General features: G+C 63.0%; 30 protein-coding genes and 1 pseudogene. 12 read left to right on the forward strand and 19 right to left on the reverse strand.

What is annotated here, in order from left to right; all coding sequences use genetic code 11:
* Position 1 precedes the first annotated feature (1 nt).
* Positions 2–745 (reverse strand): SDR family NAD(P)-dependent oxidoreductase, encoded by a 744-nt coding sequence (locus ACSBOB_RS32555; protein WP_442580138.1) that lies wholly within the window; start codon positions 743–745, stop codon positions 2–4.
* A gap of 136 nt (positions 746–881) precedes the next feature.
* On the opposite strand from ACSBOB_RS32555, the gene ACSBOB_RS32560 reads away from it, so the two are divergent.
* The 6 genes from ACSBOB_RS32560 to ACSBOB_RS32585 all read left to right on the forward strand — a co-directional run bounded on the left by ACSBOB_RS32560 (position 882) and on the right by ACSBOB_RS32585 (position 5,216).
* Positions 882–1,796: a LysR substrate-binding domain-containing protein gene (locus ACSBOB_RS32560; RefSeq protein ID WP_442580139.1), complete on the forward strand. Its 915-nt coding sequence runs from the start codon at positions 882–884 to the stop codon at positions 1,794–1,796.
* Between the two features lie 252 nt (positions 1,797–2,048).
* Positions 2,049–3,137, forward strand: a complete 1,089-nt coding sequence (locus tag ACSBOB_RS32565; RefSeq protein ID WP_442580140.1) for an acyl-CoA dehydrogenase family protein — start codon at positions 2,049–2,051, stop codon at positions 3,135–3,137.
* A gap of 2 nt (positions 3,138–3,139) precedes the next feature.
* On the forward strand, positions 3,140–3,769 hold the full coding sequence (locus tag ACSBOB_RS32570) for an SDR family NAD(P)-dependent oxidoreductase (protein ID WP_442583906.1): 630 nt from the start codon (positions 3,140–3,142) through the stop codon (positions 3,767–3,769).
* A complete protein-coding gene (locus ACSBOB_RS32575) occupies positions 3,745–3,885 on the forward strand; it encodes an SDR family oxidoreductase (protein WP_442580141.1) in 141 nt (46 codons plus the stop codon). The genes ACSBOB_RS32570 and ACSBOB_RS32575 overlap by 25 nt, the downstream gene beginning before the upstream one ends.
* 7 nt (positions 3,886–3,892) lie before the next feature.
* Complete coding sequence (locus tag ACSBOB_RS32580; protein WP_442580142.1) at positions 3,893–4,648, forward strand: SDR family oxidoreductase; 756 nt, start codon at positions 3,893–3,895, stop codon at positions 4,646–4,648.
* Between the two features lie 22 nt (positions 4,649–4,670).
* Positions 4,671–5,216 (forward strand): flavin reductase family protein, encoded by a 546-nt coding sequence (locus tag ACSBOB_RS32585; protein WP_442580143.1) that lies wholly within the window; start codon positions 4,671–4,673, stop codon positions 5,214–5,216.
* 113 nt (positions 5,217–5,329) lie between these two features.
* On the opposite strand, the gene ACSBOB_RS32590 is transcribed toward ACSBOB_RS32585, so the two are convergent.
* The 6 genes from ACSBOB_RS32590 to ACSBOB_RS32615 form a co-directional block, all read right to left on the reverse strand.
* Positions 5,330–5,578 carry a hydantoinase B/oxoprolinase family protein gene (locus ACSBOB_RS32590; protein ID WP_442583907.1) on the reverse strand — a complete coding sequence of 83 codons (249 nt, stop codon included), beginning with the start codon at positions 5,576–5,578 and terminating at the stop codon, positions 5,330–5,332.
* A 572-nt stretch (positions 5,579–6,150) separates the two neighbouring features.
* Positions 6,151–7,194: an ABC transporter permease gene (locus ACSBOB_RS32595; RefSeq protein ID WP_442580144.1), complete on the reverse strand. Its 1,044-nt coding sequence runs from the start codon at positions 7,192–7,194 to the stop codon at positions 6,151–6,153.
* Entirely contained in the window at positions 7,191–7,988 is a 798-nt protein-coding gene (locus tag ACSBOB_RS32600; RefSeq protein WP_442580145.1) for an ATP-binding cassette domain-containing protein, read from the reverse strand. Before ACSBOB_RS32600 ends, ACSBOB_RS32595 begins: the two co-directional genes overlap by 4 nt.
* Positions 7,989–8,048: 60 nt before the next feature.
* Positions 8,049–9,062 (reverse strand): substrate-binding domain-containing protein, encoded by a 1,014-nt coding sequence (locus tag ACSBOB_RS32605; protein WP_442580146.1) that lies wholly within the window; start codon positions 9,060–9,062, stop codon positions 8,049–8,051.
* Between the two features lie 36 nt (positions 9,063–9,098).
* Positions 9,099–10,004 (reverse strand): sugar phosphate isomerase/epimerase family protein, encoded by a 906-nt coding sequence (locus ACSBOB_RS32610; RefSeq protein WP_442580147.1) that lies wholly within the window; start codon positions 10,002–10,004, stop codon positions 9,099–9,101.
* Positions 10,005–10,007: 3 nt separating this feature from the next.
* Positions 10,008–11,036, reverse strand: a complete 1,029-nt coding sequence (locus ACSBOB_RS32615; RefSeq protein WP_442580148.1) for a Gfo/Idh/MocA family protein — start codon at positions 11,034–11,036, stop codon at positions 10,008–10,010.
* A gap of 185 nt (positions 11,037–11,221) precedes the next feature.
* On the opposite strand from ACSBOB_RS32615, the gene ACSBOB_RS32620 reads away from it, so the two are divergent.
* Positions 11,222–12,247: a LacI family DNA-binding transcriptional regulator gene (locus ACSBOB_RS32620; protein ID WP_442580149.1), complete on the forward strand. Its 1,026-nt coding sequence runs from the start codon at positions 11,222–11,224 to the stop codon at positions 12,245–12,247.
* 95 nt (positions 12,248–12,342) lie between these two features.
* Here the strand turns inward: ACSBOB_RS32620 and ACSBOB_RS32625 are convergent, their stop codons facing one another.
* A complete protein-coding gene (locus ACSBOB_RS32625) occupies positions 12,343–13,230 on the reverse strand; it encodes a GntR family transcriptional regulator (protein ID WP_442580150.1) in 888 nt (295 codons plus the stop codon).
* A 185-nt stretch (positions 13,231–13,415) separates the two neighbouring features.
* On the opposite strand from ACSBOB_RS32625, the gene ACSBOB_RS32630 reads away from it, so the two are divergent.
* From ACSBOB_RS32630 to ACSBOB_RS32645, 4 genes are all read left to right on the forward strand, one after another.
* Positions 13,416–14,438: an ABC transporter permease gene (locus tag ACSBOB_RS32630; protein ID WP_442580151.1), complete on the forward strand. Its 1,023-nt coding sequence runs from the start codon at positions 13,416–13,418 to the stop codon at positions 14,436–14,438.
* Positions 14,435–15,214 carry an ATP-binding cassette domain-containing protein gene (locus ACSBOB_RS32635; protein ID WP_442580152.1) on the forward strand — a complete coding sequence of 260 codons (780 nt, stop codon included), beginning with the start codon at positions 14,435–14,437 and terminating at the stop codon, positions 15,212–15,214. The genes ACSBOB_RS32630 and ACSBOB_RS32635 overlap by 4 nt, the downstream gene beginning before the upstream one ends.
* An 83-nt stretch (positions 15,215–15,297) precedes the next feature.
* Positions 15,298–16,215, forward strand: a complete 918-nt coding sequence (locus ACSBOB_RS32640; protein ID WP_442580153.1) for a sugar ABC transporter substrate-binding protein — start codon at positions 15,298–15,300, stop codon at positions 16,213–16,215.
* Positions 16,216–16,306: 91 nt separating this feature from the next.
* On the forward strand, positions 16,307–17,332 hold the full coding sequence (locus tag ACSBOB_RS32645) for a zinc-binding alcohol dehydrogenase family protein (protein ID WP_442580154.1): 1,026 nt from the start codon (positions 16,307–16,309) through the stop codon (positions 17,330–17,332).
* Between the two features lie 73 nt (positions 17,333–17,405).
* On the opposite strand, the pseudogene ACSBOB_RS32650 reads toward ACSBOB_RS32645, so the two are convergent.
* A pseudogene (locus ACSBOB_RS32650) lies at positions 17,406–17,614 on the reverse strand (IS6 family transposase); the annotation flags it as partial.
* Between the two features lie 142 nt (positions 17,615–17,756).
* Between ACSBOB_RS32650 and ACSBOB_RS32655 the strand changes: the two are divergent.
* The gene (locus ACSBOB_RS32655; RefSeq protein WP_442580155.1) at positions 17,757–17,942 is read left to right on the forward strand and encodes a DUF6522 family protein; all 186 of its coding nucleotides are present in this window, start codon (positions 17,757–17,759) and stop codon (positions 17,940–17,942) included.
* A gap of 19 nt (positions 17,943–17,961) precedes the next feature.
* Here the strand turns inward: ACSBOB_RS32655 and ccoS are convergent, their stop codons facing one another.
* The 10 genes from ccoS to ACSBOB_RS32705 are packed head-to-tail and all read right to left on the reverse strand — an operon-like array spanning position 17,962 to position 25,585.
* Positions 17,962–18,111, reverse strand: a complete 150-nt coding sequence (gene ccoS / locus ACSBOB_RS32660) for a cbb3-type cytochrome oxidase assembly protein CcoS (RefSeq protein WP_442580156.1) — start codon at positions 18,109–18,111, stop codon at positions 17,962–17,964.
* Entirely contained in the window at positions 18,108–20,351 is a 2,244-nt protein-coding gene (locus ACSBOB_RS32665; RefSeq protein ID WP_442583908.1) for a cation-translocating P-type ATPase, read from the reverse strand. Before ACSBOB_RS32665 ends, ccoS begins: the two co-directional genes overlap by 4 nt.
* On the reverse strand, positions 20,348–21,133 hold the full coding sequence (locus tag ACSBOB_RS32670) for a DUF2189 domain-containing protein (protein ID WP_442580157.1): 786 nt from the start codon (positions 21,131–21,133) through the stop codon (positions 20,348–20,350). The genes ACSBOB_RS32665 and ACSBOB_RS32670 overlap by 4 nt, the downstream gene beginning before the upstream one ends.
* Positions 21,134–21,145: 12 nt before the next feature.
* Positions 21,146–21,364 carry a hypothetical protein gene (locus tag ACSBOB_RS32675; RefSeq protein ID WP_442580158.1) on the reverse strand — a complete coding sequence of 73 codons (219 nt, stop codon included), beginning with the start codon at positions 21,362–21,364 and terminating at the stop codon, positions 21,146–21,148.
* Positions 21,361–22,242 (reverse strand): cytochrome-c oxidase, cbb3-type subunit III, encoded by an 882-nt coding sequence (gene ccoP, locus ACSBOB_RS32680; protein ID WP_442580159.1) that lies wholly within the window; start codon positions 22,240–22,242, stop codon positions 21,361–21,363. The genes ACSBOB_RS32675 and ccoP overlap by 4 nt, the downstream gene beginning before the upstream one ends.
* A 3-nt stretch (positions 22,243–22,245) precedes the next feature.
* Complete coding sequence (locus ACSBOB_RS32685) at positions 22,246–22,416, reverse strand: cbb3-type cytochrome c oxidase subunit 3 (RefSeq protein WP_442580160.1); 171 nt, start codon at positions 22,414–22,416, stop codon at positions 22,246–22,248.
* A gap of 4 nt (positions 22,417–22,420) precedes the next feature.
* Positions 22,421–23,152, reverse strand: coding sequence for a cytochrome-c oxidase, cbb3-type subunit II (ccoO, locus tag ACSBOB_RS32690; RefSeq protein ID WP_442580161.1), 732 nt, complete (start codon positions 23,150–23,152; stop codon positions 22,421–22,423).
* 6 nt (positions 23,153–23,158) lie between these two features.
* Entirely contained in the window at positions 23,159–24,820 is a 1,662-nt protein-coding gene (gene ccoN / locus ACSBOB_RS32695; protein ID WP_442580162.1) for a cytochrome-c oxidase, cbb3-type subunit I, read from the reverse strand.
* A 9-nt stretch (positions 24,821–24,829) separates the two neighbouring features.
* Complete coding sequence (locus ACSBOB_RS32700; protein WP_442580163.1) at positions 24,830–25,270, reverse strand: RrF2 family transcriptional regulator; 441 nt, start codon at positions 25,268–25,270, stop codon at positions 24,830–24,832.
* A 3-nt stretch (positions 25,271–25,273) separates the two neighbouring features.
* Positions 25,274–25,585 carry a hypothetical protein gene (locus ACSBOB_RS32705; RefSeq protein WP_442580164.1) on the reverse strand — a complete coding sequence of 104 codons (312 nt, stop codon included), beginning with the start codon at positions 25,583–25,585 and terminating at the stop codon, positions 25,274–25,276.
* Positions 25,586–25,694 lie beyond the last annotated feature (109 nt).

Genomic DNA, 25,694 nt, shown 5'->3' on the forward strand with positions numbered 1-25,694 from the left:
ATCAGTGGTAGGTGCGGCCGTTGTCCACGGCGAGCGCAATGCCGGTGACCGCCGAAGCCTCGTTCGACATAAGGTATAGGATTCCATTGGCGATATCCTCCGGAACGCAGAGCCGCTTCATCGCGTAAGCGCTTTCGAGCTTCCGACGGCGCTCGGTGTCTTCTGGCGGGACCTCGTTGTCCGTCATCGGCGTCGCGGTGGCGCCCGGACAGATCTCATTGGCTCGGATGCCCGGCGCGAGTTCCATGGCGAGGCACTTGGTGAACATCATCACGCCGGCCTTAGATGCGGCATATGCAGACCCTGTCAGCGACGGCAACAAGGCTTGTCCCGACGCGATGTTCACGATGGCCGCGTTCGGCGCCTCCCGCAGATAGGGAAGCGCAGCTTGGCAGACGAGGAAGGTGCCCGTGAGATTGACATCGATGACCTTGCGCCAATGGTCCGGTTCGATCGAGCCGAATGATTTCGAGGACAGGATACCTGCCGAGTTGAGCAGACCGTCGATGCCACCCAGAGCTTCGTTCGCTACCTTCAACGCCTTCTCGACACCCCCCGCGTCTGAGACATCGACCTGTATCGCTGCGCCGCCGGTTTCGGCCGCCGTAGCTTTCGCAGCCGCTTCGTCGCGGTCGAACAGCGCGAGCTTGGCGCCTTCGCGTACGAACACCTGTGCAGCCGCTCGCCCAATGCCGGACCCCGCGCCGGTGATCACGATCCTTCTGCCTGCCAATCGCCCGGTCATGTTTCCTCCCTTGCATGCGATTTTTGGTAGGTCGCTTATTGCGCGAAGGAGATGCCGCACGCGAATACCTTTAATGATAGCGTTCGATGCTCGTTAGGTATTGGGCCGTTCGAATTAAATGCTGCAGACGCGCCAGATGCGCTATTTCGTTGCCGTCGCGGAGGAACTTAATTTCCACCGCGCAAGTGATCGGCTGCATATATCCCAGCCAGCACTGTGGCGGCAGATACGGGATCTCGAGGAAGAGGTCGGCGTCGCGCTGCTCGACCGGCAGCCGAGGGGCTTGGCGCTCACCGCGGCGGGCCGATCCTTTCTCGAGGACTGCCGCGATATTCTCGAGCGCATGGAGGCTGCGCGCCTGCAAGCACAGCGGGTATCGCAAGGTCAAGTCGGCACGCTGCATCTCGCATTCAACGAGATCGCGGGGCGCAGGCGGGAGTTTCCACGCTTCCTCAAGGAATTCCGCGAAACCTATCCCGGCATCAACCTCCAGCTCCACGTCATGATGTCCCAGCGTCAGGTCGAGTCGTTGCGCAATTCGGAGATTGATGCCGGCTTCCTCTTTCGTCACGCCAGCGAGCGAAGCGATTTCGAAGCGTTGATCGTGGGGCAGGACGATTTCGTCCTGGTGCTTCCGAAGGAACATTCGCTTCTTCGCAAACCGACGCTGACGCTTGCCGATCTTGCTGGCCAGCCGTTGATCATGCCCAATCCTCGCAACAACGGGCTGACGCACGAGAAGCTGTGTGCTGCGATGAAGAAGGCGGGCGTCTTCCCACGGGTCGCGCAGTTCGCCGACAACGAGAACACGTTGCTCAATCTCGTTTCCGCCGGAATGGGCCTTTCCTTTGTCAATTCGTCGTGTCGCGTTCCACCAACTCAAGGCGTCGTCCTGCGCCCGCTCGCAGATCTGTCGATGCCGGTGGCGCTGGAACTCGCGTGGCTCAAGTCCAACCTGAACCCCGCCCTTTCGCGGCTCGTCGACCTGGTGGAACGTTTGTCGGGTGATGCCGATCAGGTCGAGCAACTGTTCGAAACGGGCATGGGTTAGCTTGATACTTTGAAGGTATCGACGGCAAGACCAGACGGCATTGGCGTCGAAAGAAGCTGTCCCGTAAATTGTGGCGACGGGTGAGGAGAAAGTGGCGTTCCAAATGGGCGCCGGCGAATTGCCGTTCAGGGAAGAGCAATGAACATACAGAACAACGACTGGAAGAGCGCCACCGAAAGCATCCCCGAGCGGGCTCGGAGGATCGCGCCACTGGTTCGCGCTGAAGCCCTCGAATCCGAGCGCATCGGCACGATGACTCCGAAGGTCGTCGCGGCGATGAAGGAACAGGGCATGTTCTGGATGCTCGTGCCGAAAAGCTTGGGCGGCTCACAGGCGCGCATAAGCGAATGCATGGAGGCGTGGGAGGAGATTTCTTCCGCCGATGCCTCGGCCGGTTGGTCGTTAATGGCTAATGCGACGGGAACTGCCGCCGCGACGGCATTCGTGAGCGACGAGGCTTTGGCAACGATCTATGGGGGATCGGAGATGCCAATCATGGCCGGCATGCTCGGCCCGGGGGGTACAAGCGTCGAAACGTCTGACGGCCTTAAGGGAAGCGGAAAGTACCGGTTTGGGAGCGGATCCCTCCACGCGACCTGGCTTGGTTCCGGAATGTTCGTCCTGGACGACAAGCTCATCAGAAAGCTCCCGGACGGAACCCCGCAGGTTTGTGTCTGCTGGCTGCCGAAGGAGAAAGCGGAGTTCGACGTAAACTGGGATGTGCTCGGCCTGCAGGGCACTGGCAGCGTCGACTACACGCTGACCGATGTGGATGTCCCCAAAGGGTTCCACCATGAGCGCAGCATAAATCACGGCCTGCGCGACTGGCGGCTCTACGATATAGGTATCGCTGGCTTGGCCTGCGCCGGCCACACTGGCGTCGCGCTCGGCCTGATGAAGCGCGCGCTGGAGGAGATCACCAAGATTGCCTTCGCCAAGAAGCGCCCGGCCTACCAAACGGTGCTCGGCGAGCAACAGGTTTTCCGTCACGACTTTGCCTACCATGAAGCCGCTTACCGCGCCGCCCGCGCCTTCACGATGGAACTCTACGATCAGACGCAGGACTATCTCGAAGCGGGCAACGAATTGACGCCTGCGATGCGCGCGCGCTTCCGCCAGAACGTCATATACGTTCACAGGGTCGCGGCCGACGTCGTCCGCTTCTGCTACACGATGGGCGGGTCGGACTCCCTGCGCAATCCGAGCGATCTCGGCCGTTGCATGCTCGACATGTCCGCGGCCACGCAGCACATCTTCGTCGATACGATCGCGATGCAGGACGTCGCCGTACCGATTCTGGACGGCTGGAAGCAGACTGTCGCCGCGAACGGGCTGGCTTGATCATGGTTGCAAGGCTTGAGGGACGGCGCATTGTCGTTACCGGTGCTGCGTCGGGCATCGGCGCCGCGGTTGCAAGGCTGGCGGCATCTGAGGGGGCGAAAGTCGCTTGCTTCGACCGCGATGGAGAGGGTGCCGCGGCTTTGGCTGCAAGCCTGCCGGTCACCGGTCATTCGGAGCGGGTCGACGTGACTGACCCCGAGGGTGTCAAGCGCGCGTTTGAGTCGGCTGCAGAGGCGCTTGGCGGGCTCGATGGGCTGGTGACTTCGGCTGGCGTCGTTGCGCTCGGCCCGATCACAAAGATGGCGCTCGACACATGGCGCAAGGTTATCGATGTCAACCTGACCGGTACCTTCTTGGTCAGCCAGGCCGCAGTGTCTCATCTGCGGGCCACGTCCGACGCCTCGATCGTCAACATCGCTTCGGCGCAGGCCTTGATGCCGATCGCGGGCTCATCGGCCTATGCTGCCTCCAAGGGCGGCGTACTGAGCCTTAGCAAGGCACTCGCTGCCGAGCTCGCGCCGGATATACGCGTGAACTGCATCTGTCCGGGCCTGATCGATACGCCGATGAACGCGGGGCTGAAAAAGGCGCCCGAAGACGGCCCCCCGTGCCGCTCGACCGGTATGCACTGAAGCGCTGGGGCAAACCGGAGGAGATCGCCGCCTCGATCGTCTATCTCCTGTCGAAGGACGCATCCTACGTCACCGGCGCGACGCTTGCCATCGATGGCGGCCGGACCTTTCATTGAGGATGGGATGAACCGCCTGTTCAGTCAGGAAGGCAAGACCGCCGTCGTCAGCGGAGCGGGTCGCGGGCTCGGAGCCGCGATCGCGAAGGCCTTGTCGGCAGCGGGAGCGCGAATAGTCCTTGTCGGACGCAATAGCGACCCGCTGGAGGAAACCGGCAAGGCTATCGCGGATGCCGGGAGTGCGGCCTCAATCAAACTCTGCGATATCACCAATGCACGCGCTGTCGCCGCCACAATGGATGCTGTTGGGCACATCGACATCCTCGTCAATAACGCCGGTATCTCGCATCGGGCGGAATTCTCCGATGTGAGCGAGGCCGCGTGGGACGAAGTAATGGCTGTAAATCTCAAAGGGCCGTTTCTCTCCACGCGCGCCGTGCTTCTCGGGATGATTGAGCGCCGTGCTGGCAAGATAATCAACGTCGTGTCCGTCGTCGGCGAACTGGGCCGCCCGTTAATCGTGCCCTATTCGACCTCCAAGGGTGGTGGCCTGAAGATGATGACGCGGGCGCTCTCTACCGAGGTGGCAAAGTACAATGTGCAGGTGAATGGCATCGGTCCCGGTTATTTCGTCACCGAAATGAACCGCGCGATCATGGACGATACCGCGCTCTATCAAGCCCGCGTCGCGCGCGTTCCGGCAGCGCGATGGGGCGATCCGCAGGATCTCGGCGGCGCTGCCGTCTTCCTTGCGTCCCGTGCCTCCGACTACGTTACCGGACAAGTGATCTACGTCGACGGTGGTTTGAGTTCCTCATGCTAGGCAATTCCTGCGGAGCTTGACGATGAAGCAGTTTCTGAAGGTCGCCGGTAATCGAACGGCAGCGCCGATCGACGCGACACCTCCGGTAGCCGAGTTCCGCGATGCGATGCGGCATCTGGCCAGCGGCGTTTCTCTGGTGACTACGAAGGGATTGGATGGGCGGCGCCAAGGCATGCTTGCGACGGCAGTATCTTCCGTGACGGCCGACCCACCGACAATCCTCGTCTGCGTTAATCGCACCGCCACGATGCACAAAGACCTGATCGAAAGCCGCAACTTCTGCGTGAATTTCCTCGGCTACCGGCATCTCGATCTATCCCGAAAGTTCTCCTCGTCTGAGACGCGCGATAGCCGGTTCGACGGGAGTGGCTGGACGACGCTCGGCACAGGAGCGCCCGTATTGGAGAGCGCTCTGTCTGCTCTGGACTGCGAGTTGGAGAGCGCTGTCGAAGTCGGTTCTCATACGGTTCTGTTCGGCAAGGTGGTGGAGAGCCAGGTCGCAACTGGCTCTGATGAGAAGCCGTTGCTCTATTACGATCGGCAGTACGGCGAGTTCGTGGGAGTCTGAACGGGCTCTGGGAGCCGCGCTCCGGTGCGATCTGGCCCATCGCATTGACGAGCACGTCACACAGACGCTCGCAGGCGATGTGGCGCTTGCCGACAGCCGCGGCATGAGCGGGATCACCGCCCCGCCCACGGGGCGACGATCATCACCGCCTCCATGACGCCCTCGTTGACGGGAATGTCGTTGGGAAGGATGCATGTGATTGCGTACTGCACCGCCGACCGCAAGGACGCCCAGGGCATGTTCATGCCGCCCGGCATCTGCTTGTCGCCAGGAGAAAAGTCGAAGGTGATTGCGTCGCCTTGCAACGTCACATCGACGACATAGCGGACACGGGCGCAGGGCGTGATCCCGTTGTCGTCGATGGCGCCTTCCGCGCTCTACCTGCCACCCGGCAGGTTCGCGAGTTCGGCGCGCACGCGCCTCGCCGTGCAATCGATCAGGCCGGACAGAACGGCTCGCAGGCCTTCGGAACTATACGTCTTCGCCAGTTGGCGGAAACGGACGCGACCGGCACGCGCCGAAGTGAACTGCGCGCGCAGATCGCGTGTGTCCCATACGGCCGTAGGCTTCGAGCGCGAGCGAGACGAGTTCGATTCGGCCCTCCGTATTGTTATGGCCGCACTGAAAGAGATGGGCCTTGCGGAACTGAGATGCGAGTTCGGCGAGCGAGGTGGGCGTGATCTCTCCCTCCGGCAGACGGATCGAGACCTTGTGATGTCCTGCCGCATTTCCGGTCCAGGAATCCGGCGCATCGCCACACGACTGGCGTAAAAAAGCACCCACCCTGCCAAGATCGTCGCCCGGTCACTCTGGCGACGAGCCCATCAGGTCACCGCGCAGCAGGCCTACATCACATCAGAATCGCAATTGTAATGCTGATCAGCGCCTCTAAAATCCATCGTTGTTGAGGACTCGAGTTTTCCATACATGCTCTTCAGCGAAATCGCGCTTGGTTCCACCTGTGTCCGAGCAGCGACAGGATGATGATCAGCCCATTGAAAAACTGCACATAGAAGCCACTCAAGCCCGCAGCCACGACGCCGGTTTGAATAAAGGAAACAGTGACCGCGCCGATCGCACCGCCAACCACGGTGCCGACACCGCCCCAGGTCGGCGTGCCGCCGACGAACACCGATGCCAGCACCGGCAGCAGATAGCCGTCGCCGGAGGTCGGCCACCAGGTGAAGTTGATCATCGTCGAAAAGGTGCCGGCGATGGCGGCACCTATGCCGACAAAGACAAAAACCTTCACCCGCACGCGCTTGACGTCGATGCCCATCTGCTGGGCGCTGTCGGGGTTGTCGCCGACGATCTTCACCTGCGCACCAAAGCGGTGGCGGTTGAAGAGCAGCGCCCCGAAGACGACGAAGGCCAGCTCCCAGAAGATCTGCACCGGGATTCCCCAGACCTGGCTTGAGAAGATCGTGTAGGCCCAGCTCTCATTGAGCGAGGTGAGCGCGGTCGACCTGCCTTCATTGATGATCTGAATCAGGCCACGCAGCAAAAAATTCATGCCGAGCGTGGCGATCAGCGACGACAACCCGGCATAGACGACCAGCGAGCCGACGAGGAAGCCGAGCACTGTGCCGGTGACGATCGCCGCGATGATGCCGAGGAACGGATCGTAGCCGGCCTGTACCACCAGCGCGAAAACCCATGACGCAAATCCCATTGTCGCCGGAAACGACAGGTCGATTTCACCTGAGGTGACGACGAACACCAGCGGCACGACGACGAAAAGCGCGACGGGCAGGGTGGTGAGCACCGAGCTGTAGAGATACCAGGTGGTGAATACCGTCGGGTTGGCAATGATGAAGATCGCCATCATCACGATGAAGACCGCGAGTGTGCCGAGTGCGGCGCGATTGTCGAGGACGAAACCGCGCAACAGGCTTTCCGATGGATGCTTCCATTCCACATCGGCAGCAGAGTTCACGGGTAGGCTGGCCGGACGACCGGATTCGGCGATGTTGCTCATGGTGCGGCGTGCTCCGTGTTCTGTGCATCGTGCAACCCGACAAGGCCGCCGGGATGCGCGACGTCTTCCATGAAACGGATCAGTTGCTCGGCCGACTTCACTTCCTTCCGGTCCGCGGCGAGCGCAACCTTGCCGCGATCGAGCACGACAAAACGGTCGGCAATGTCGAAGACGTGATGGATGTTGTGGCCGATGAACAGGATCGACCGGCCGCTTGTCTTCACCTGCCGCACGAAGTGGAACACCTTGGCGGTCTCGGTCAGCGACAGCGCGGTCGTTGGCTCGTCGAGCACGATCAGATCCGCCTGCTTGTAGATGGCGCGCGCTATCGCCACGCCCTGGCGCTCGCCGCCCGAAAGCTGGCCGACGATCGACTGCGGTGTGAACACTTTCGAGGTAAAGCCGATCTCGCGCATGAGCCGGCTCGCTTCGCTGATTTCCTTGCGCACCTTCAGCCAGCCCATGAAGCCGCTGAGTTCGCGGCCCATGAAGATATTACGCACGATGGTCTGCTGGACGGCGAGCGCCCTGTCCTGAAACACCGTCTCGATGCCGGCCTCGCGCGAGCGTGCTGCATTCCAGCCCGTCACGGCCTTGCCGCGGATGAGAATCTCGCCGCTGGTCGGCTTGACCACGCCCGACAGGATTTTGATCAGCGTCGACTTGCCGGCGCCATTGTCGCCGATCAGGCCGACCACCTCGCCACGGTCGACGGTCAGATTGACACCGCCAAGCGCGTAAACGTTGCCGTAGGACTTGGTGATGTCACGCAGTTCGATCAGTCGTTCGCCCATGGCAGACCTCGTGAAAGACTGCCAGCCGGGATTTTGTCCGGCCGGCCTGGGAGGACGCGATCAGCGTAGCGCTTGCTTCGCAAGCTCCGCGACGATCTCGTAGTTCTGCGGCGTGACGAAGCCAGCACCCGTATCGACATTGATCGGCGCGAGGCCCAGCACGATCTGCTGACATAGGCTGGCAATCGGCAGATAGCCTTGCAGGAAGGGCTGCTGGTCGGCGGTAAGCTGCACCCAGCCGCCCTTGAAACCTTCTACGATCTGCGGGCTGGTGTCGAAGCCGAAATTGAAGATGTCGCCCGCCTTGCGGCCGGCCGCCTGCATGTAGGTCGGCACGTTGCCGAGCATCTGTCCGCCTGGATAGCCGACTGCCTTGACGTCGGGATTGTTGAGAAGTGCCGCGGTGATTACTGGAATTGCGAGGTTGGGGTCGGATGCCCATTCGCCACTTGGCGGCGAGGAGAGTTTTATCACGGTGACGCCGGCTTCCTCGAGCGCCGCGACAGTGCCGCGCTCGCGCGCGCCGCGGTTCTCGTTCTCGAACGGGCCGATCATGATTGCCTTGTCGCCGGATTTCAGCCCAGCGAGCTTGAATGCCTCCGCGCCCAGCGCGCGACCCTGCTGCTGCTGCTGTGCGCCGACGTAGCCGCCGCCGAACGCGGCGACGACCGTAGGCACCGGCACGTTCTGGTACATCATCTTGATGCCGTCCTTATGCGCCTGCTCGGCGAGCGGCATGATGGCGGCGTCGCCCGGATGACCCATCATTGCAATGCCCTGCGGCTTCACCGCGACGGCTTCGCGCAGTTGCTGCACCATCTTCTCGACGTCCCATTGGGAGAAGATGTAGTCGACCTTCGGTCCGAGATCGGCCTCCGCCTGCTTTGCGCCGTTGTAGACGATGGTGCCGAACGCATCGCCTTCCGCGCCGCCGACGAAGAAGCGGATGTGCACGTCCTTACACCATTTGTTGTCGAGCGCTTGCGCCGGCAACGTCCCCAGGGTGGCGAGGATTCCCATGGCGGCCGCTGCCAAGGCCGGGCGCCGCAAAGTCCTTCCCATTCCGATTTTCATTGCATTTCCTCCCTTTCTTCCTCGCCATGCGAGGGCTCAAGCTGGATTGGCCACGAATTCTCCTCCGCCGCGGCAGTCCTTCAGGTAGCGCAGCGACCGTACCTGCCCGGTGATCTCGAGATCGCCGCGATAGACCGGGTCGTGCCAGCCTTCGATGTCGATCTCGCCGCGATAGCCGGCGAGCCTCAGTTCGCTGATCACACGCGTCCAGTCGCTATCGCCGAAGCCCGGTGTGCGCATCTGCACGAACGGATGCTTGCCGAAGACGCCGTGCTCGCGCACCACGTCCCAGCGCACCGTCGCGTCCTTGCCGTGCACGTGGAAGAACTTCGGCGCCCATTTGCGGATCTGCGGAATCGGGTCGATCAGATAGACGAGTTGATGGCAGGGCTCCCATTCGAGGCCGAGATTGTCGTCCGGCAGTTCGTTGAACATCAGTTCCCAGGCGTCCGGGTTGTGCGCGATGTTCCAGTCGCCGGTCGCCCAATTGCCGTCCATCGCGCAGTTCTCGAAGGCGATCCGCACGCCTTTGTCCGCCGCGCGTTTGGCGAGCCTGCCCCAGACCTCGCGGAAGCGTGGCAGGCTGTCGGTGAGCGGCTTGCCGCGGACGCGGCCGGTGAAGCCGCTGACGGTGTCGGTGCCGAACAAATGCGCGTTGTCGATGACTGTTTCCCAGGCCGCCAGCACCTCGCGGTCGCTGCCGCCGTTCTCCAAGGGGTTGCCGAACACACCGATGGAGCTGATGATAACGTCGGCATCGCCGATCGCCTCGCGCAGCTCCCCGGCGAGCCGGGACAAATCCTTGCCGCCAAGCGTCTGCCAGAAAAAGGGCTGGACGCTCTCGAAGCCGAGCGGCAGGATCTGTCGCACATAGGCGGCCGGGTCGTCGAGATTGGCCCGCACCATCGTGCCGATCCGGATGTCGAGAAGCGGGTTCGGCATGGGTCATATGTCCTCAGAAATGTCGACTCGGCGCCCGGTCTCCGCACTTTCGATCGCGGCGAAGACCATGCCGAGGCTCTTGATGTTGTCGGCGCCCCGCGTTTCGGGCTCGGTGCCGCTTTCGACGGCGCGGGCGAAATCCTGGATCACACCGAGATGGCCGCCGACGCGGTCGCTCTCGTTGAGCGGCGGCACGGTGATCGGCTCCAGGTGGTCGAAGAGACCTTCGCGCTCGCGCGTAGCGACCTCAGCTTTTAACCCGTCGAAACCGTCCCAGACGAGGCAGCCGCGCTCGCCAATGATGCGCCAGCCGGCCTCCCAGCTCGAGCGAAAACCGTCGGCGCACCAGCTTCCGCGATAGGTGAAAACCTTGCCGCCGCCGAACTCGAAAACAGCGGTCGCCGACGAGCCCTGCGTGTACCAGGAATTGGCGGGCTCCCATTCGAGGCAGAAGGCGCGCTTCGGGTCGCCGTTCACCATGTATCGTGCGGCGTCGAAGGTGTGGATCGCCATATCGAGCAGCAGCACGTGGCGCATCTCCTCGCGGAAACCGCCAAAATGCGGCGCGACAAAGAAATCGGCATGGATGCTGGTCGGCGCGCCAATCGCGCCGGAATCGAGAAAGCGCCGGATACGCCGGACATTGGGCACGTAGCGGCGGTTCTGCACGACGGCGTGAACACGGCCCGCCTGCCGCGCGCGGTCGACGATGGCGCGGGCGTTCTCCGGACTGTCGGCGAGCGGCTTCTCGGTGAGAAGGTGGCAGTTGTGCGAGAGCGCTGAGAACGCCACTTCGCGCCGCGCCGCTGGCACGACCACATCGAACACCGCCTGTGGCTTTGTCCGGTCGAGCACCGCGTCGAGGTTCGTGCCGACGACGACGCCGTCGAGTTCATATTCACGCGCACGCGCTTCCGCCCGATCGGCGTCGAGATCGACCAAGCCGACGACAGCTATTCCGGGAACTTCTCTGGCGGCATCGAGCCAGGCCTTGCTCATGGCTCCGCAGCCAACGAGGACGACATTCATCATCCCAACGCTCCTCCCGCGCGGCCCCTCCAGGCCGCCATTCACGGCGTTCCGTAAACGTTTTTCCGTAAACGTTTACGACAACACACCCCATGGCGCAGAATGTCAATCGGTTTTTGCGCGGTCGCATAAAATCGACTTGGCCGGAACCTCCGCGAATGATAGCCGGAATCCGAGGAGTTTTACCTTTGGCGTCCAGCATTCACGATCTTGCGCGACACCTGAACATTTCGATCGGTACGGTTTCGCGCGCGCTGAACGGCCGCGCGGATGTCAACGCTGAAACGCGGCAACGCGTGCTCGATGCTGCGCGCAAGTTGAACTACTCGCCGAACCAGTCGGGGCGCAACCTCCGCCGGGGCGCCACCCAGTCGATTGCCTTCATGTTGCAGCCGCATCCGGGCGATCAGCAATATGGCGAGCCGTTCTTCATTCCGTTCCTCACTGGCTTGCAGGCGAAGCTTGCCGAACACGGACTCGACCTGATGGTCGTGATGGGCGCGCCTGGCGACTACCAGCAGGAGCGCCTGCGGCGCGTGGTGGAAACGCGCCGCGCCGATGCCGTCGTGCTCGCCGCGACCCGCCGCGAGGATGAGCGCATCGACTATTTGACCGAGGTCGGCTTCCCTTTCGCTACGCTCGGTCGCAGCCAGTCCGGCGGCCGGTCCTATCCGTCGCTCGACCTCGACTTCGAGAAGGCGGGGTCCGATGCGGTGGATCGCCTCGCCTCGCGGGGCCACACACGGATCGCAGCCGTCCGCCCGTCGCACAATCTGAATTTCGGCTATCTCTTCATGGCGGGCTACCGCAAGGCGCTGAAGCGGCATGGCATCGATTTTGATTCCCAATTGACAGCAGCCGGTGCCATCAACGAGTCCGGCGGCTACGCGGTGACGCCAGACCTCATGCGAGCCAAAAACCCGCCGACAGCGATCATTTTCAACAATGATGCGATGGCGCTCGGCGGTTGCCGCGCCCTGGTCGAGATGGGGCTGGAGCCAGGCAAGGACGTGGCGGTAGTCGTCATCGTCGACACAGCACTCTGCCGCTATTACTCGCCGCCGCTCACCGCCTTCCGCCCAGCGCTGGAGCCGCTCGGCCGGCGGATGGGCGAGATGCTCCTTGCCTTCATGCCCGCTTTCGCGGGGCCCGAGGGCACGAAGATCATACGCGAGGTCTGGCCGCTGGAACTCGTTGTCCGTGACAGCGACTAGAAGGGCCGCTTAGACAGTTTGCAGCCTCGAAGGTCCGCGAACAAATCGACTTGAGTGCTGGAAGAAGCTCCACGGACGCCCAAACTGGCGCCCAATCATTTCGCCAGCGATCGCAAGAGGGTGTTGCGCGCCGATCGCAAGTGCTTTCGGCACGCGGATTCGATCAAGCGACGGTTTCTGGACTGGAGCGCTTCAATATAGGCCAGGTGCTCCATGATGGCCGCCTTGTTGCGCTCCTTCTCATCGGCCTTGTTCCACTGGTAGTGGTAGTGGAAGATCAGGGTGATGATATCGGAAAAATCGTCGATGAACCGGTTTGGCGAGCTTTCGTTTACCAGCCGATGGAAGCGGTTATCGAGGCTTGAAAAGTCGTGGTAGCGCACCTCGATGTTCTCCAACAGGTCAATATGCTGGTGCTTCAGCGCATCAAGGCGCCCCCACAGGAGCGATTCCCGTGGCAATCCAGCAAAGAGGTGCGCGGATCGCAGCTCAAACATCACGCGTATCTCGAACAGCTCCAGCGCGAAGTCCTCGGTAAATCCCTCGAAGAGCCAGCCTGAATTCCTCTTCTTCTCGACGAGGCCGAAACGGCTGAATCGTATCAGAAACTCCCGAATGCCATTGGTCGCTACACCGAACAGTCGGGCAAGCTCCAACTCGTTGATCAGTGTGCCCGGCTTGATGCCGCCACGCAGCATCCACTCCATGAACTGCTGTTCGACATGCTCATTCCGCGATGTCGTTTCCGGTTCGCTATAGAGATCGTCCTTACCGACCGGACGGCCAGGAATGTTTGTGCCGTCCTCTTGAACAACAATGCCGCGCCTCGTGAGTTCTCGCAGCACCTTGCGCACCGTGGTGCGGCTGACGCCGATCTTGCCCCGCAGCAGATTCTCCGAAGGTAGTCCGGCAGCAAACTCGCCGTTGCCGAGCAATTGCAAGGTCGCGTTGAGCGCACTCTTGTAGACGGTATCCGGTTTCATAAGGGTGACTCGATGGTGTCTTTTTCTAAAGACTTTTATGCATAAAAAACAACTTGACGCAAATACTTTGAACGTTGTCTTTTATCGATAGAAAGCAATGACAAGAAACGTGTTGTGGCGCTGAAACCTTTGGATTCGGCGGGGGAGAGAATTTGTCCGACGCTGGAGAAAGCGCTGGAGCAGGCATGAAGGCGCCCGTGCCGTCACGGAGTGTCGCGTATGGCTCCTATTCCGGTCTCGACCTCGGATTGAAGCTGCTTGGGATTGGCCCAGCGCTCATCCTGATCGCCCTGATCATCGTTCTGAGCTTTCTGTCCCCGGTCTTTCTCACACCGCGCAACGTCAGCAACATCCTGGCGCAGACGGCAGTCATCACCGTAGTGGCGATGGGCCAGCATCTCGTCATCCTGACGCGCGGTATTGACCTGTCCGTCGGATCGAACCTTGCGCTGGCTTCTGTCGTGGGCGCGCTGTTGTTTCAGGCTGGCGGCTCCGCGACCGCCGTCATCATCGCGATGATCGTATCCGGTGCGCTCGTCGGCACGGTGAACGGGCTCTTCTACGTCTTTGGGCGACTGCCCCATCCATTCATCATCACGCTGGCGACGCTTAGCATTTGCAAAGGCATCGCATTGCAACTCGCCGACGGCCGCGCCATTCCGGGCATGCCGGAAGCCATTCGGGCGCTCGGCCGCAACGCCGTCTGGGGCCTGCCCGGCTCGGTTTTCGTGGTCATCGGCGTCGGCCTGCTGCTCCTGGTCCTCACCAGGACGATGGTATGGGGGCGCTGGATCTACGCGGTTGGCGGGCGGCCGGAAGCGGCCATGGCGATGGGCATCCCGGTCAACTGGGTCCTCGTGTCGACTTATGTGATCTCGGGCACCTGCGCCGGCATCGGCGCGGTCATCCTCGCGGGCCGCACCGATGCCGGATCGCCGCTGTTCGGCAACCTGCTCGAACTCGACACCATCGCGGCCGTCATCATCGGCGGCGCGAGCTTCCTTGGCGGGCGTGGCCATCTCGGCCACGCGGTCATCGGCGCCATCATGATCGGCGTCATCCGCAACGCGCTCAACCTGCTCAACGTCGACATCTTCTTCCAACTCATCGTCATCGGCGTCGTCATCGTGATCGCAGTCGAATCCGACGTGCTGCGCAACTATCTGGAGGGCCGCGTCCGGGTCGCCCAGGCGGGGAGGACGCAATGAGCGCCGCCGCTCAGCAGCTTGCGTCCGCGGCCGAAAGGCCGGTCCTGTCGGTGCACGGCGCCGTCAAGCGTTTTGGCTCGGTGCTCGCCCTCGACGGCGTCGATCTGGAGGTGCGGCGCGGCGAGATCCTGGCGCTGCTCGGCGACAACGGCGCCGGCAAGTCGACGCTCATCAAATGCATCAGCGGGCTGCACCATCTGGATTCCGGCTCGATCCAGCTCGACGGACTCGAGACCGCGATACGCTCGCCCGCCGACGCCCGGTTTGCAGGCATCGAGACGGTCTATCAGGACCTCGCCCTCTTCGACAATCTGACGCCGGCGCAGAACTTCTTCGCAGGCCGCGAGATCGCTGGCCCGGCATGGCTGCCGCGCGGGCTGCGCTTCCTCAGCAAGCGAACCATGGATGCCGAGGCCAGGCAGGTCATAAGCCGGCTCAAGGTGACGCTGCCCAAGCTGGATGTTGTGGTGGCCAAGATGTCGGGCGGCCAGCGCCAGGCGATCGCCGTCGCGCGCTCCACGGTATTCGCCCGCAAGGTGGTGATCCTCGACGAGCCAACGGCGGCGCTCGGCCTGCGGGAATCGCGGCAGGTGCTCAATCTCGTCGCGACGCTGCGCGACCAGGGCAACGCGGTGATCCTGATCACCCACAACATGGAACATGTCGTCGAACTCGCCGACCGCGCCATGGTGCTGCGGCAGGGACGGAAGGTCGGCGAACTCACACCGAACAGCAACAACACGCAGGATCTGGTTGCGATGATCGTCGGAGCCTGAGCCTGAAGGGATTGCGCGTCCGCGCGCGCAACTGGCCGACACGGCTTCCATCGGAAGGCGGGCCATTATCCAGGGAGGTGAATATGAAACTGAGACATGCATTTTGGGGAGGCTTGGCGGCCGGAATAGCACTCGCGTCGCCTTCATTCGCCGCTGACAAGCTCAAGGTCGGCCTGATTACGAAGTTTCCGGTTCCGTTCTTTTCGACGATCGAGGACGCCGCGAAGAGATACGCGGCTGACAACAATGTCGAGTTGGTCATCGGCCAGGGGCAGTCGGCCACCGACATCGAGGGGCAGATCGCCCTGATCGAATCTATGGTCACCCAGGGCGTGCAGGGCATCGCCATCACGCCCGTCGATCCGACCGTGGCGCCGGCGCTCGACAAGGCTGTCGCGGCGGGCGTCAAGGTGGTGCTGATCGACAACAGCATTCCCGGCTGGAAAGGCCAGACGGCGCTGGTGTCGACGAACAACCTCAATGGCGGTCGCATTGCCGGGGAATATCTGAAGACCGTCCTGAAGGATGGCGACAAGATCGGCATCCTCGAAGGCGTGCCGGGCGTTCCGGCGCTCGACGACCGCGTCAACGGCATGAAGGAAGGCCTGGGCGGCATGAAGGTGGAGATCGTCGGCAAGGGCGCCACGAACTGCACGCAGGAACTCGGCACCTCGGTCGCCGAGGACATCCTGACCGCCAATCCCGACCTCAAGGCGATCTATTCCGCATGCGGTCCGCCTGCGGCGGGTGCCGCGCAGGCCATCACCAACGCCGGCATCGCCAACGACAAGTTCATACTCGTCGGCTTCGATGCGTGCTGCGGAGAGCTGGAGGCGATCAAGTCCGGGGTCGAGGATGCGACCGTCGCGCAGTACCCCGCCAAGATGGGCGAACTCGGGATCGACACGGTCGTCAAGGCGATCAGGGGCGAGAAGGTGGAGGCCAATGTCGACACCGGCGCCGGCCTGGTGACGGCGGCCAACGTCAAGGACTTCGAATAGCTCACCAACCGGCCCGGCGCCGCAGCCGCCGGGCCGGTTGGCTCGACAACCAATGCATCGCAGGAGCGACTCCGCCTCCATGAACGCCAACATGAAATCTGTCCGGTGCGTCGCTCCGGGAGAGCTTGAGTTCGCCACCCGGCCCGCGCCCGGCAGCCCGCAGGAGGGCTGGGCGCTGATCGACGTCGCCCATGTCGGGATCTGCGGCACCGACTATCACATCTTCGAAGGCAAGCATCCGTTCCTCGCCTACCCGCGCGTCATGGGCCACGAGGTCTCGGGCACCGTTGCCGAGACCAACGGACCCGCCGGCGTTTCGGTCGGACAGGAGGTCATCATCAACCCCTATTTGTCCTGCGGAACATGCGTGGCATGCCGGAATGGAAAGCCGAATTGCTGTGTTTCGATCCAGGTGCTCGGCGTGCATCGCGACGGGGCGATGTGCGAGCAGATACTGATTCCGGTGGCGAACCTGCTGCCCGCCGACGGCCTGTCGCCGGCCGAGGCGGCGACGGTCGAGTTCCTGGCGATAGGTGCTCACGCGGTGCGCAGATCGATGGCAATCGGAGAGGGCCGTGCGCTGGTTGTCGGCGCCGGGCCGATAGGTCTCGGCACCGCGCTGTTCGCGCGAATCGCGGCGCAGCAGGTGACCATCATGGATGTAAGCGCCGAACGGCTGGCCTTTGCCGCCGGGCAGCTCGGTTTCCAGGTCATCGACGGATTTGCGGGGCTCGCTGCCGAAAAAGTATCGGAGGCAACCGCGGGCGCGGGTTTCGACATCGTCTACGACGCAACGGGGAACAGCCGCTCGATGCAGGCTGCCTTCGTTTATGTCGCGCATGGCGGCGTCATGGTCATGGTCAGCGTCGTCCAGGACGACATCTCCTTCTCGGACCCGGAATTCCACAAACGGGAAATGATGCTGATCGGCAGCCGCAACGCCACAAACGCCGATTTCGAGCACGTCGTCGCCTCGATCCGCGCGGGCAAGATACCGGTCGACCGGCTTGTCACGCATCGCACGACACTGCGCGACAGCCCGCGCGACATCGCACTCTGGGCACATGAAAAAAACGGCCTGATCAAGGCCATGATCGATGTCCGGGGCTCGGGATGACGGACGCCGGGCAACCACCAAATCTGCAACGGGAGGAAGACACGAGGTTGTGTCGCAAACGTGGAGCTTAGATGCCGGGGACCGCGCGGTTTCGTCGGTTGAACCGCTCGAGAAGCAGCGGAGCAAGGTGAACTTTCCGGCGATGCATGTTGGAATGGTCGATGCCGATGCCGCGTTCGGCCAACATCTCCTCCAGATCCCGCAGGGCTGAGATTGTAAGCCTGATACCAGCTTACGCACAGCAGGATCACAGATTGGGTCGAAATGACGGCCTTTGAACAGAAGAACTCCTCGGAGATGGATGAACGTTCATGCCTCTGACGAGCTTGACAGAAAGTCGCGACGGAACCGAGAGGCAACCTCTTCGTCGATCCCGAGTTCTCTCGCGGCGGCTTGCCTCGATCCGTGCAAACTTCAGCGGCGCATGAGCATCGGGCTCGTCACTAGCCTCGTCGAAACGGGAACTGACGGCGACGCGGGACAGTGCCGCCTCACTGTGCGATGCGGCAAAATCGCGTGGCGTGCGATTATCGACGGCGGCAATAACATCACCGGCGATGAACTGCTCAGCCTGAGCGAACATATCGACCCAGCTCGCGCTTCACGCTGATTCAACCTTGTTGGCAGCGCTATTCCTTATCCTCGTCGTCGAGCAATATCCGCTCAGCAGCTCCCTCGAGGTCGTCATATTGCCCGCTCCGAAAGCTCCACAGGAAGGCGCCCAGAGCTGCCCCTCCCAGAAGCAGGGCGAGAGGAACCAGGAAGACAAGACTGCTCATTCGGCCGGCACCGGGTGCGGTGAAACTCCGGCAATAGTCCTTTCCGGTGGCCTGCCCGTCTTCAGCCGCAAGGCATTGGCGACGACGATGATCGAAGACACCGACATGGCGAGCGCGGCGATCAGCGGCGTGACGTAGCCGCCGATGGCGACGGGAAGTGCGATCGCATTGTAGAGGATCGCCAGCGCGAAGTTCTGCCGCACGAGCCGGCCCGCTTCACGCGCCACTCCGTAGGCGAACGGCACGGCGTCGAGGCTTTCATGCAGGAACACGAAGTCCGCGGCATTGCGCCCGATATCGGCGGCGCTGGCCGGGGCTATCGACACATGGGCGGCAGCGAGCGCGGGAGCGTCGTTCAGCCCGTCACCAACCATCAGTGTCTTATGACCCCGTCCCGAGAGACCGGCGAGATGAGCGACCTTGTCCGCCGGCAGGAGCCTTGCAGCAAAGTCGCCGATGCCGAGCCGCCGCGCTGTCTCCGACACCGCCCCGATACCGTCGCCGGACAGGATCAGCATCTTCAAGCCGGCCTCGCGCAGAGCCTCGACAGCCATCCGCGCATCGCGGCGCGGTGTATCCTCGAAGCTGAAGCGGGCGACGAGCTCTCCGTCGCGGGAAAGCACCGTGCCACCCACGGTCTGCATGTCGCCCTCGGCCAGGGCCCATTCGGCACGGCCGAGACGATAGGTTGCGTCCCCTGCCCTGGCCTCGATGCCCAATCCCGCCTGCTCGGCGACATCGGAGAACCGCGCTGCCGACGCGTCGCCGCTTGCCGATGCAAGAGCGCGAGACAAGGGATGGTTGGAATGACGGCCAAGCTCAGCGGCGATGGCGAGCGCGTCCGGCTCCGCGCTGTCCACACCGGCCAAACGCGGCTGGCCCCGCGTCAGTGTTCCCGTCTTGTCGAAGACGACAGTATCGATCTCGGCCAGCCGCTCGATGCCCGACCCGTCCTTGACCATGATACCGTTCTCGAACAGCCGGCGCGCCGCGACCACCTGCACGATCGGCACGGCCAGACCCAGCGCGCAAGGGCAGGTGATGATGAGAACCGCGATAGCGATGGTGATGGCGCGGTGCCAGTCGCCGGTCGCCGCAATCCAGCCGAGGAAGGTCAGGAAAGCGGTGGCGTGGACGACCGGCGAATAGAGCTGCGCGGCGCGGTCGGCCAGCCGCCGGTAATGCGCGCGCCCGCCTTCGGCCGCCTCCATGAGACGGATCATTTCTGCAAGGAACGAGCCGTCGGCGCGTGCCGTCGCCGCGATCACCAGCGGGCTGGTCAGGTTGAGCGTGCCGGCGGTCACTGTCGAACCGATGCCGGCGCGTTGCGGTGCGCTTTCGCCGGTGGCGATGGCGCAGTCGAGATCGGACGCCCCCTCCTCGACGACGCCGTCGACCGGAACGCGGTCGCCGGCTGAAAGGGCGATCCGCATGCCCGGTTCGATCTCGGCCACCGGCAAGAAGTCTCGGCTACCATTGGCGCGCAGCACGACCGCGCCGCGCGGCCCCAGCCGGACTAGGGCTCGGACAGCGGTGCGTGCCTTTTCGCGCATGAGATGATCGAGCGTGCGACCGATGAGAAGGAAGAAAATGAGCGATGTCGCCGCGTCGAAATAGGCATGCCGGCCATTGTGGATCGTGTCGTAGAGGCTGAGGCCGAAGGCGAGCAGGACACCGATGGAGATCGGCACGTCCATGTTGGTGCGCCCGCGACGAAGCACACCCCATGCCGAAAGAAAGAAGATACGGCCGGAATAGAGCAGGCAGACCAGGGCGAGCGCCGCCGAGATCCAGTGGAAGGCTTGCCGCGTCTCGGCTTCGGCCCCCGACCAGACCGACACGGACAGAAGCATGATGTTCATGGCCGCGAAGCCGGCGACCGCCAGAGCGCGCACGAGCCGGGAGAGTTCAGGATCCGTCTTGTCGTCGCCGGCGTCAAACAGATGCGCCGGATAGCCTATGCCGGCGAGAGTCTCGGCAATCGGCGGCGCTGCGTCGCCTCGCCATTTGACCGCGACACGCTTGGTGGAGAGGTTGACGCGCGCATGTTCGACTGAGGGCAGGCGCGAGAGCGCGCTCTCCACGTTGCGGATACAGGCTGCGCAATGAACACCGGGAACGGAGAGGTCCGACTGGCGCAGCCCGTCGCCCAGATCGCGGCTGGCGAGAAAAGTCTCCTCACGCGATGGCGGCCTGCCGATCTCGGCAGCAACCTCCGCGCCGGGTGCGCAGCAGGTCACCTGATGGCCCTGCAACTGTGCCATGTCGCATGGCCGAGCAGCGGAAACACGACGATCAGGCCAAGAAGCCCCGTCGCCACGCTCACGACGAACAGCGCCAGCACGATCGCGCCCCAGGCGAGCATCACCGGCAAATTGTTCCATACGAGCGAGATGCTCGTGCCCATGGCGGTGAACGCATCGGTCTTCTCGTCCAGCAGCATCGGCACGGCGAAGGTGCTGATGGCGAAGGAGAAGGCCGCGAACAATCCCCCGGCGGCCGTGCCGACGACGAGCATGCCCCAGCCCTCGGGCGTCGTCAGCAGCATGGAGAAAACGCGGTCGAGTCCCGGAAATGGCCTGAGTCCGAAGAACAGCGCGTAGATGATCACGGCGGCGCGCATCCACACCAGCATCAGCAGGCACAGGATCGCGCCAGTGAACCAGACCTGCGCGCCGGAAGCCGCCTGGACGAACACCATGCGGCCAAGGCTGACGGGCTGGCCGGCCTCGATGTCCCTGCTCTTCTGGTAGAGGCCAATCGCGATGAGCGGCCCGACAACCATGAAGCCGGCCAGCGCCGGGAACAGGATATAGTCCAGTCCCAGCGCGAACAGACCCCAGATGATGGCGAGCGATACTGCGAAGACCGCGAGTCCGTAGACGAGGCTTGGCGCCGGACGGTTCCACAGATCGCGCCAGCCTTCTCCCAGCCAGCCGAGCGCGGCGCCTGCCGGCAGGTTGCGGCGGCGTTGCGCGGCAAGGGGGACCGGAGCGGTTTCAGCCTGGTCGAGCGTACCCATGAGCGTTCTCCCTCAACACGACGATCTGGCGGCGCGGTACACCCCGGTTGCCCCGGCATCCTTCAGGTGCGGCACGCAATCGGGCTGCGAGACGAGCGCCACATAGACCAGATGGGCGTTGGCGGCGGCAAGCAGGAGGCCAGCCGCCAATGCGCCCATCAACGAAAGGCCCTTCCAGCCCAGCAGGCCGGGACGCACAGCCGCCGCCACGTTCTTCTGCCCGGCCATCATGGCGTGACCCCTCCCAGGGAATAGACGTAGAGGGTCAGTATCTTGAGGTCGGTGGGAGGCAGCCTGCCGCCCCAATTCGGCATGTGGCCCTGGCGACCGCCATAAACCGTCGAATAGACGGTCTGGAGGTTGCCTCCATATATCCAGTGACTGTCCGTAAGGTCCGGCGCCCCGAATTCGCGATTGCCCTTGGCGTCCTCGCCATGACAGGAGGCGCAGTTCGCGGCAAAGACCTCCCGGCCACTTGAAAGCGCGGCTTCGTCCACGCCGGACGAGGCTTCGCCCGAAAGAGATCGGACATAGGCGACCACACTGCCGATCTGATCCCGCGACAGAATGCCGTCGCGCCCGAAGGCGGGCATCTGGGAAACGCGCGTGTCGTCATTGGTGGAATTGATGCCGAGGCGGACGGTCTCTTCGATCGTCTCCGGCTCGCCGCCCCACAGCCAGCTTTTCGCCGCGAGATTGGGGAACCCGGGACCCCCGGTGGCATTGATGCCGTGGCAGGCGGCGCAATTGTCCGCAAACAGGGTGCGGCCCGTCTCCCGCACGTGGTGCATCAGAGCCTCGTCGCCGAGCGCCTCGGAATAGCTGGTCGCCGTCAGCTTTTCCGCCCAGGCCGCGTTGCGCTCGGCCGCCGCCTCCTCGACCTGGCGGGTCACGACATTCCGCTGGTCGATGCCCAGCAGGCCCTTTGTGTAGGTCCAGCCGAGCGGCCAGGCTGGCATCAGCAGCCAGTAGCCGATGGCGAACAGGATTCCGGCCGCCAGAAAAAAGAGCACGACACGAGGCACCGGCGTATTGAGTTCCTCGATGCCGTTCCACTCATGCCCGGTGGTGGTCCGGCCCGTTACGGGATCAAGCTTTTCCGTTGCCATCACCTAGTCCCCCGGCCTGTCGTCCTTGTCGAGAATGCTCTTTTTGGCGCGGTCGAACCGTTTTTTGTTCGAAGGCCAGAACGTGTAGATCAGAACGGCGACGGCCAGCGCCAAGAGGTAGAACAACCCCCAGCTCTTGGCGAAGCCGACGATCGAGTCATGATCGAGTTCCATCGCCTCATTCTCCCGCGGCTGCCGTCTGTTTGAACGCCGCGTCGGTGAGCTTGCCGAGGATCTGGAGATAAGCGACCAGGGCATCCATCTCGGTTACCCGGCCCGGATCGCCGTCGAAGGCGCGGACGTTGGTCGCTGCTCCGTATCGCTCGGCAACGCCGCCGGAAGCGTCGCTGTCCGGCGTCGCCTGACCAAAGGCGTCGGACGTCGCGTTCTGTATCATCTCTTCCGTGTAGGGGACCCCAACCGCGCGCTGCGCGGCGAGATGCTCGCCAAGATCGTCGATCCTGAGCGAATTGCGCTCCAGCCAGCCGTAGCGCGGCATGATCGATTCCGGGACCACATCGCGCGGATTGTTGAGATGGGCGACATGCCAGGCATCGGAATATTTGCTGCCGAGCCGCGCCAGATCCGGGCCGGTGCGCTTCGATCCCCACAACATCGGGTGGTCGTAGCGCGACTCGACCGCCAGCGAGTAAGGACCGTAGCGCTCGACTTCGTCGCGCAGCGTGCGGATCATCTGTGAATGGCAGGCGTAGCAGCCCTCACGGATGTAGATGTTGCGTCCTGCGAGTTCGAGCGGCGTGTAGAGGCGCATGTCGGGCGCCTCCTCGACGGTCTCCTGTATGGTGAAGAGCGGCGCGATCTCGACGAAGCCGCCAATCGCCGACACGCCGACGATGGCCAGCACGAAGCCGATGGCGCTGCGTTCGAGCTTGCGATGGAATTCGGGCATGACGGTTTACTCCCCGGGCTGGACGGCTGCGCCGGCAGGCAGATCCGCCTCGGCCTCGCGTGCGGTCGTCCCTAGCCGCGACATACGGATTGTCATCCAGACATTGTACGAGCCGACGATTGCGCCGATCAGGAAGAACAGGCCGCCGATCGTGCGCGCGATGTAGTAGGGGTGCATCGCGACCAGGCTGTCGATGAACGAATAGGCGAGTGTTCCGCTGTCATTGTAGGTCCGCCACATCAGCCCCTGGATGATGCCGGAGTTCCACATGGCGAAGACGTAGATGATGGTACCGGTCAGCGCGAGCCAGAAATGGACCTCGACCAGCTTGGGCGAGTACATCCTCTCCTGCTTCCACATCCACGGCACCAGCGCATAGATGGAGCCGAAGGTGATCATCGCCACCCAGCCGAGCGCGCCGGCGTGCACATGGCCGACCGTCCAGTCGGTATAGTGCGAGAGCGAGTTGACTGCCCGGATCGCCATGAACGACCCCTCGAAGGTCGACAGCCCGTAGAAAACGGCCGCCACCATCATGAAGCGCAGCGTCGCGTCGTCGCGCACCTTGTGCCAGGCGCCGTTGAGGGTGGCGAGCGCGTTGCCGGCCGAGGCCCAGGACGGGACCAGCAGCACCACCGAGAAGGTCATGCCGAGCGTCTGCACCCATTGCGGCAGCGCCGTGTAGTGCAGGTGGTGAGAGCCCGCCCACATATACATGAAGGTGATGCCCCAGAAGCTGATGATGGAGAGCCGGTAGGAGAAGATCGGTCGGCCGGCGCGCTTGGGCAGGTAGTAGTACATCATGCCGAGGAAACCGGCCGTCAGGAAGAAGGCGACGGCGTTGTGGCCGTACCACCACTGCGTCATGGCGTCCTGCACGCCCGAGAACAGCGAATAGCTCTTGGCATGACCGAATGACACCGGCACGGCGAGGTTGTTGACGATGTGCAGAACCGCCACGACCAGGATAAAGGCCATGTAGTACCAGTTGGCGACGTAGATATGCGGTTCCTTCCGTCGCGCCAGCGTGCGGATGTAGATCAGGAAGTACACGACCCAGACAACGACGAGCCAGATGTCGGCATACCATTCGGGCTCGGCGTACTCCTTGGACTGGGTCAGCCCCATCAGGTAGCCGCTGGCGGCTAGCACGCAGAACAAATTGTAGCCGATCAGCACGAACCATGGGCTGAACTGGTCGGGCAGGCGCGCCCGCGTTGTCCGCTGCAGCACATGGAAGGAGGTGGCGATCAGGGCGTTGCCGCCGAAGCCGAAAATAACCCCGCTGGTATGCACCGGCCTGAGGCGGCCGAAACTCGCCCATGCCTGATCGACGAAGGTCAGTTCCGGCCAGGCGAGAAGCGCTGCGACCCAGACGCCGAAGAACATGCCGACGACCGCCCAGGCCATCGACAGCACGATGCCCGCCCTGGTCGGATCGTCATAATAACGGGAAAGCCGGCCCTCGTCGGGCTCGGGTTCATAATACCCGGCCATCACCACGAAGGCCACGCCGAGGCTGAAGGCAAGCACGATGAAGCCGTGAACCCCCAGCGCATCGCCGCGCCCGCCAACCGCCATGGCCAGGCCGATCGCCGCGAGCAGAAAGAGGGTGACGAGGGAACATTGCCGTTCAGTGACTGTAAGCCCGGAAACCACCTTGACCATGTCTCGACCTCATGCCGCCCGCAGATCGATGTCCAGAAGAAATTCTAGCACTCTTCTATTACCAACGATGTCTGCCAAAGTATATTTGTCAAAGACCGCCAAATAGGCGCCCAGGGCCTCGCCGAAGATGCCTTTCAGCCGACAGGCCGGCGAAATGGGGCAGTTGCCCCCCTGCATGCACTCCACCAACGCGAAGTCCTCCTCGGTCGAGCGCACCAGCGCTCCGATATTGATGTTTTCCGGCATCTTCCCCAGGCGGATGCCGCCGGCACGACCGCGCGTGGTCTCGATGAAGCCCAGATTACGAAGCCTGAGCGCCACCTTGAGCAGGTGATTGCGCGACAATCCGTATGCCCCAGCAACGTCGCTCACGGTACAGGACTGATCTTGCCGCATTGAGACGTAGATCAACATTCTGAGCGCATAGTCGGTGTGAAGCGTCATGCGCATCGGCTAGGCCCGTTCCGAAACGGCCGGCCTGGCCACCCGACCGAGAGCATCGACGGCGAGCCCGGGTAGCAGCACGGCCTTCGTGACCTCTCCAGCAACGTACCAGAGATGATGGTCGGAGCCTGAAATCGCCGCGCCCAGTTCGACCTTACTGAACACTGCGAAATTAACGCGTCTGACGTCGAGCGCAATAGGACGATCGAGCGACAGCGCCCGGAACTTCACAGGCGTGGCGAGGAAGGAGACCCCGAGCAGAAGGCCGAGCCACGAAGCTGCCAGGAACGCGAAAACAGCTTCCCCGGCCCTGCGTCTCATTCGCGCCGCTTGCGGCCTCGTCGATTGCCGTGGCCGCACAAGATCGACCATCACTCACCCCTTTTTAACTGGCATTCAAGATACCACTTATCAGGCGCTTGTCATCATC

The sequence above is a fragment of the Mesorhizobium sp. KACC 23794 genome, assembly GCF_052180275.1.
Lineage (GTDB): Bacteria > Pseudomonadota > Alphaproteobacteria > Rhizobiales > Rhizobiaceae > Kumtagia.